Source organism: Streptacidiphilus carbonis, from assembly GCF_000787775.1.
In the GTDB taxonomy this organism is placed as follows: domain Bacteria; phylum Actinomycetota; class Actinomycetes; order Streptomycetales; family Streptomycetaceae; genus Streptacidiphilus; species Streptacidiphilus carbonis.
The window spans coordinates 1-5,033 of record NZ_BBPM01000062.1; the positions used below are offsets into that span (position 1 = coordinate 1).

Consider the following 5,033-nt stretch of genomic DNA (forward strand, 5'->3'; position numbering starts at 1 on the left):
GGCCCGGGCCCGCCGCAGGCGCCGGGTGCGCAACGGCTTCCTCGGCGTCGGCTCCGTCGCCGCCGTCGCGGTGATCGCCGTGGCCGGCCTGGTGCACCCCAACAGCCACGGGTCGACAGCGGCCACCGCCATCGCCGAGTCCAGCGCGCCGGTGGCCACCGGCCAGCGCAGCTCCCCGGCCGACACCTCCCGCTCGACCGACCGGGCCACCCCCGCCGCGGCGCTCGCCCAGCTCCCCGGCCTCGGCGCGGACTTCCGCAAGCAGATCCCCGCCGACACCCAGCAGGTCCTGCTGGTGTCCGGCAAGGGCAAGAACACCAACACCGGCACCGCCACCCTCTACACCCGCACCGCCGACGGCAGCTGGCTGGCCGGCACCGCCTGGCCCTCGCACAACGCCCTGGACGGCTGGACCACCCACCACATGGAGGGTGACCTGCACAGTCCGATCGGCGTCTACTCGCTGACCGACGCCGGCGGCCTGGACGCCAACCCGGGCACCAAGCTCCCCTACACCCACTCCTCCGCCTTCCAGGCGCCGGGCACCGGTTTCGAGGGCGAGTCGCTGGCCGACGCCTTCGACTACGTGGTCGCCATAAACTACAACCACGTCGCCGGGACCAGCCCGCTGTCCGCCGCGCGCCCGCTCGGCGCGAACCGCGGCGGCGGCATCTGGATCCACGTCGACCACGGCGGCCCGACGCACGGATGCGTCAGCCTGTCCAAGGCGAACATGGCCACCCTGCTCAAGGACCTCGACCCGGCCAAGCACCCGGTCATCGTGATGGGCGATGCGGCCTCGCTGGCCGCTTGACCGCCCCCGGGCGATGGATGGACGACGACTGGGCACCGGCTGCCGGTCACAGCGGGGCCAGCTGCCGCAAGGAAGTTGTCCGGCCCCTACAGCTTCCCACCTCGGATACTGTCCCAGGCAGTGCCCGATGACCCGTCGGTAACCGGCTTGAGTGGACACATGACTGGTTCCCGCATCGTCGCGCTCGGCCACTACCAGCCGCCGAAGGTCCTCACCAACGACGACCTCGCCAAGCTGGTGGACACCGACGACGAGTGGATCCGCAGCCGCGTCGGCATCCGCACCCGGCACATCGCCGAGGGCGAGAGCGTCGCCGACCTGGCTTTCCGCGCCGCCGAGAAGGCCCTGGCCACCAGCGGCTTCGACGCCTCCACGATCGACCTGGTCACCGTCGCCACCTGCACCGCCATCGACCGCAGCCCGAACACGGCCGCCCAGGTCGCGGCCAGGCTTGGTATCGCCACCCCGGCGGCGTACGACATCAACACCGTCTGCTCCGGCTTCTCCTACGCGCTGGCCACCGCCGACCACGCGATCCGGGCCGGCGCGGCCACCCGCGCGCTGGTCATCGGCGCGGAGAAGATGAGCGACGTGCTCGACTGGACCGACCGCAGCACCTGCGTGATCTTCGGCGACGGCGCGGGGGCCGCCGTGGTGGAGACCTCCGAAGAGGCCGGCATCGGCCCGGTGGTCTGGGGCTCCGACCCGTCCAAGGGCGACGCGGTCCGCATCGACGGCTGGGACCCGATCATCAGCCAGCAGGGCCAGGCGGTGTTCCGCTGGGCCACCACCCAGATCGCCCCGCTCGCGATCCAGGCGTGCGAGAAGGCCGGGATCGCCCCAGCCGAGCTGGAGGGGTTCGTCCCGCACCAGGCCAACCTGCGCATCATCGACGCCATCGCCGCGAAGATCGGCGCTCCCCACGCCGTGGTGGCCCGCGATGTGGTCGACTCCGGCAACACCTCCGCCGCCTCCATCCCGCTGGCCCTCTCCAAGCTGGTCGAACGCGGGGAGCTGCGCTCCGGCGCCCCGGTCCTGCTGCTGGGCTTCGGCGGCGGCCTCGCCTACGCGGGCCAGGTCGTCCGCTGCCCCTGAGGGCCGTCCGCCGGTCCTGAGGCCCGACGTTTTTCGGTTGCCCACCTGCTCAGCGCGTTGTTAGCGTCGACGGAATGAAGGCAGCCAGTGAGCAGGACATCCGCGCGTCGTTCATCAACTGCACCAAGGGCGAGGCCAAACGCCTTCCGGTCCCCCGGGACCTGGCCGACCGTCCCTGGAACGACCTCGACTTCCTCGGCTGGACCGACCTCTCGGCCCCCGACCGCAGCTACCTGGTCACCGCACGGGACGGCGTGCTGGTCGGCCTGACTCTCCGTTACCCCTCCCAGCGCCGTGGCCTGGTCCGCCGCAGCATGTGCTCCCTCTGCCTCACCACACACCCCGGCGACGGCGTCTCGCTGATGGTCGCCCGCAAGGCCGGCCCGGCCGGCCGCGAGGGGAACTCGGTCGGCATCTACCTCTGCACCGACCTGGCCTGCTCCCTCTACCTCCGCGGCCTCAGGACCGCGACCGGTATGGGCGCCCGGCTGCACGAGTCGCTCACCCTGGAGCAGCAGATCGAACGGACCCAGGGCAAGCTGTACGACTTCCTGGACGCGGTGGCGGCGTAGCCGCAGTTGCCGTACCGGTAGCGGGCGGGGGCGCGGTGCTCGGCAGTGCCCTTGCGGGCGGGGTGGTTGGCCGCGAACGGAGTGAGCCACCCCGGTCAGGCACGGGCCCTCGTGCCCCACGGAGGAGCACGGCGGGTCGTCGGGAGCAAACGCGCACGTCGGAGACGGGGCCGGGACGGGGGCTCGGTCGCCGAACCGACCCTCCGGGCGAACTGCGAGGCCCCGTCTCCCCCTCGTCCACCCAGCCATGTATCCATTAATTAGTAATAATCCTTGACGCCGCTCAGCCGCTACGGCATCGTCCTCTTCGGCTCCCCGAATCGACGATGACGACGGAGACATGAGCAGATGTCAGATACGTTGCGCACGCCCCGCCGCGGCCGCCCCTACTGGACCGTTGCGGCCCTGGCCACGGCGTTGACCACGGCGTCGGTCCTCGCGCCGGGAGTGCAGGCCGGTGCCGTCGCGAAGAGCGGTTCCGCGACTGCTGCGAGTACCGCGAGTACCGCGAGATCCGTGAGTCCGACCCCGTACATGGGCTGGAACACGTACTACGGCATCGGCAGTCCGACCGAGAGCGCCGTGAAGAGCGTCGCGAACTACCTGATCAGCAGTGGTCTGGCGAAGGCCGGCTACGACTACGTGTGGCTCGACGGCGGGTGGCAGGCCTCGACCCCGCGCAATGCGCAAGGCGAGCTCGTCGCCAATCCGACCGAGTTCCCGGACGGGATCCCCGCCCTGGTTAACTGGCTGCACGCGCGCGGGTTGAAGGCCGGGATCTACACCGACGCGGGGGACTACAACAGCGCGGCCTGCGGTCTGGGCAGCGGTGGGCACGACCAGCAGGACGCGGACCGGTTCGCCGGGTGGAAGATCGACGCCGTCAAGGTCGACTTCCTCTGCGGCATCGCCGAGGACGCTAACCCGGCGACGTCCTTCGCCCGGTTCAGTGCGGCGGTCGCGAAGTCCGGCCGGAAGATGCTGCTGAACCTGTGCAACCCGCTCACCGCCGCATGGGGCGAGCCGAACCCGGCGTCCTACGACGCCTGGAATGACTACTCCTTCGGCCCGGCGATCGCGGACTCGTGGCGCACCGACACGGACATCGCCTGGGGGTCCCCGACCGCCGGCGAGTTCGCCGACGTGCTGCGCAACCTGGACGACAACGAGGCGCACCCGGAAGCCCAGAGTCCGGGCCACTACAACGACCCCGACTACCTCGTCCCGATGCGGCCGCTGGCCGGCGGCGGCTATGAGATGAACCAGGCGCAGTCCGTCAGCCAGTTCGTGATGTGGGCCGAGATGGCCTCGCCGCTGGTGCTCGGCTCCGACCCGCGCACCCTGCCGCAGAGCATGATCGACGTGCTGGAGAACCCTGAGATCCTCGCCGTCGACCAGGACCCGCTCGACATCCAGGGCGTCGCGATCGACTCGGCCGCGGACAGCACCGTCTACAGCAAGGTGCTGACGGGCAGTGGACGACGCTCCGTGGCCCTGCTCAACCGGTCGGCCAGTCCGCAGACCATCACGGTGTCGTTCGCCGACGCCGGGCTGGGCGGTCGGGTCTCCGTCCGCGACCTGGAGGCGCGGCGGCAGCTCGGGACCTTCACCGGCTCCTACACCATGACCGTCCCGGCCGACGGCACGGCGTTGCTGCTGCTGACCGGCACCGATGCGCTGCCCGGTGCCGACCTCGGCGGGACGGCGACCGGTGACCCGGCGCTGGTCCGGACGGACGATGCACACTCCACCGCCTTCGTACGCGGCACGGGCGGCCGGATCGAGGAACAGAGCACGACGAACTCAGGTGTCTGGTCCGGGACCTGGACCGATCTCGGCGGACCGGCGGGTCCTCGGCCAGCCGGCGGCGTACGCGGGGCCGGACGGGTCGATCGACCTGTTCGTTCGCGGCGCCGACTCGCACGCCTACCGCCGTACCTTCGCACGCGGCAGCTGGGGTCCGTGGATCGCGCTGGGCGGTGATCTGGCGGATGCTCCGACGGCCGCCTACACCGGGCCCGACTCGTGGCTGCTGACCGCGACCGGCACCGACGGCAGGATCTGGACGCGTGGCGCGGACAGCGGCTGGACCAGCATCGGCGCCCCCGCCGGACTGTCCGTCGACGGCCGTCCCTCAGCCGTCACCGAGGGTTCGGACACCTATGTCGCCGTCCGGACCAATGACGACTCCGTCTGGCTCGACACCGCGAACGCCAACGGCGACTGGTCCGGCTGGACCGGTCTGGGCGGCACCGTCAGCGCGAGCCCGACCCTGCTGGCGGCCGACGGCAACGTTCGTCTGTTCGACCGCGCCTCGGACTACACGGTCTGGGAGAACGCGCTGACCGGTGGCATCTGGCGCGGCTGGTCCAAGGACACCACGTTCACCAGCGACGACTACAACGGCGCACTCGGTGCCGCGACCACCGGCACCGGCACCGGCGACGCAGAGGCCGTCTACCGGGGCATAGACGGGCACGTGCACCTGACCCCGCTCGCAGCGCTCTGATCACCCCCACCCCGCACTCGCACCCCCCACTCCCGCACACCCC

The 5,033-nt window shown here is 71.3% G+C and carries 4 protein-coding genes and 1 pseudogene; all 5 read left to right on the forward strand.

Annotation, left to right across the window (positions count from 1 at the left end):
* Positions 1-814, forward strand: an 814-nt coding sequence (locus tag TR46_RS31695; protein WP_439654402.1) for a L,D-transpeptidase family protein, incomplete at its 5' end; no start/stop codon positions are given.
* Positions 815-973: 159 nt separating this feature from the next.
* Entirely contained in the window at positions 974-1,909 is a 936-nt protein-coding gene (locus tag TR46_RS31700) for a beta-ketoacyl-ACP synthase III (protein ID WP_042408602.1), read from the forward strand.
* Between the two features lie 74 nt (positions 1,910-1,983).
* Positions 1,984-2,481, forward strand: coding sequence for an FBP domain-containing protein (locus TR46_RS31705; RefSeq protein ID WP_042408606.1), 498 nt, complete (start codon positions 1,984-1,986; stop codon positions 2,479-2,481).
* A gap of 534 nt (positions 2,482-3,015) precedes the next feature.
* A pseudogene (locus TR46_RS31710) lies at positions 3,016-4,083 on the forward strand (glycoside hydrolase family 27 protein); the annotation flags it as partial.
* A gap of 205 nt (positions 4,084-4,288) precedes the next feature.
* Complete coding sequence (locus TR46_RS45700; RefSeq protein WP_500801567.1) at positions 4,289-4,990, forward strand: DUF8189 domain-containing protein; 702 nt, start codon at positions 4,289-4,291, stop codon at positions 4,988-4,990.
* Positions 4,991-5,033 lie beyond the last annotated feature (43 nt).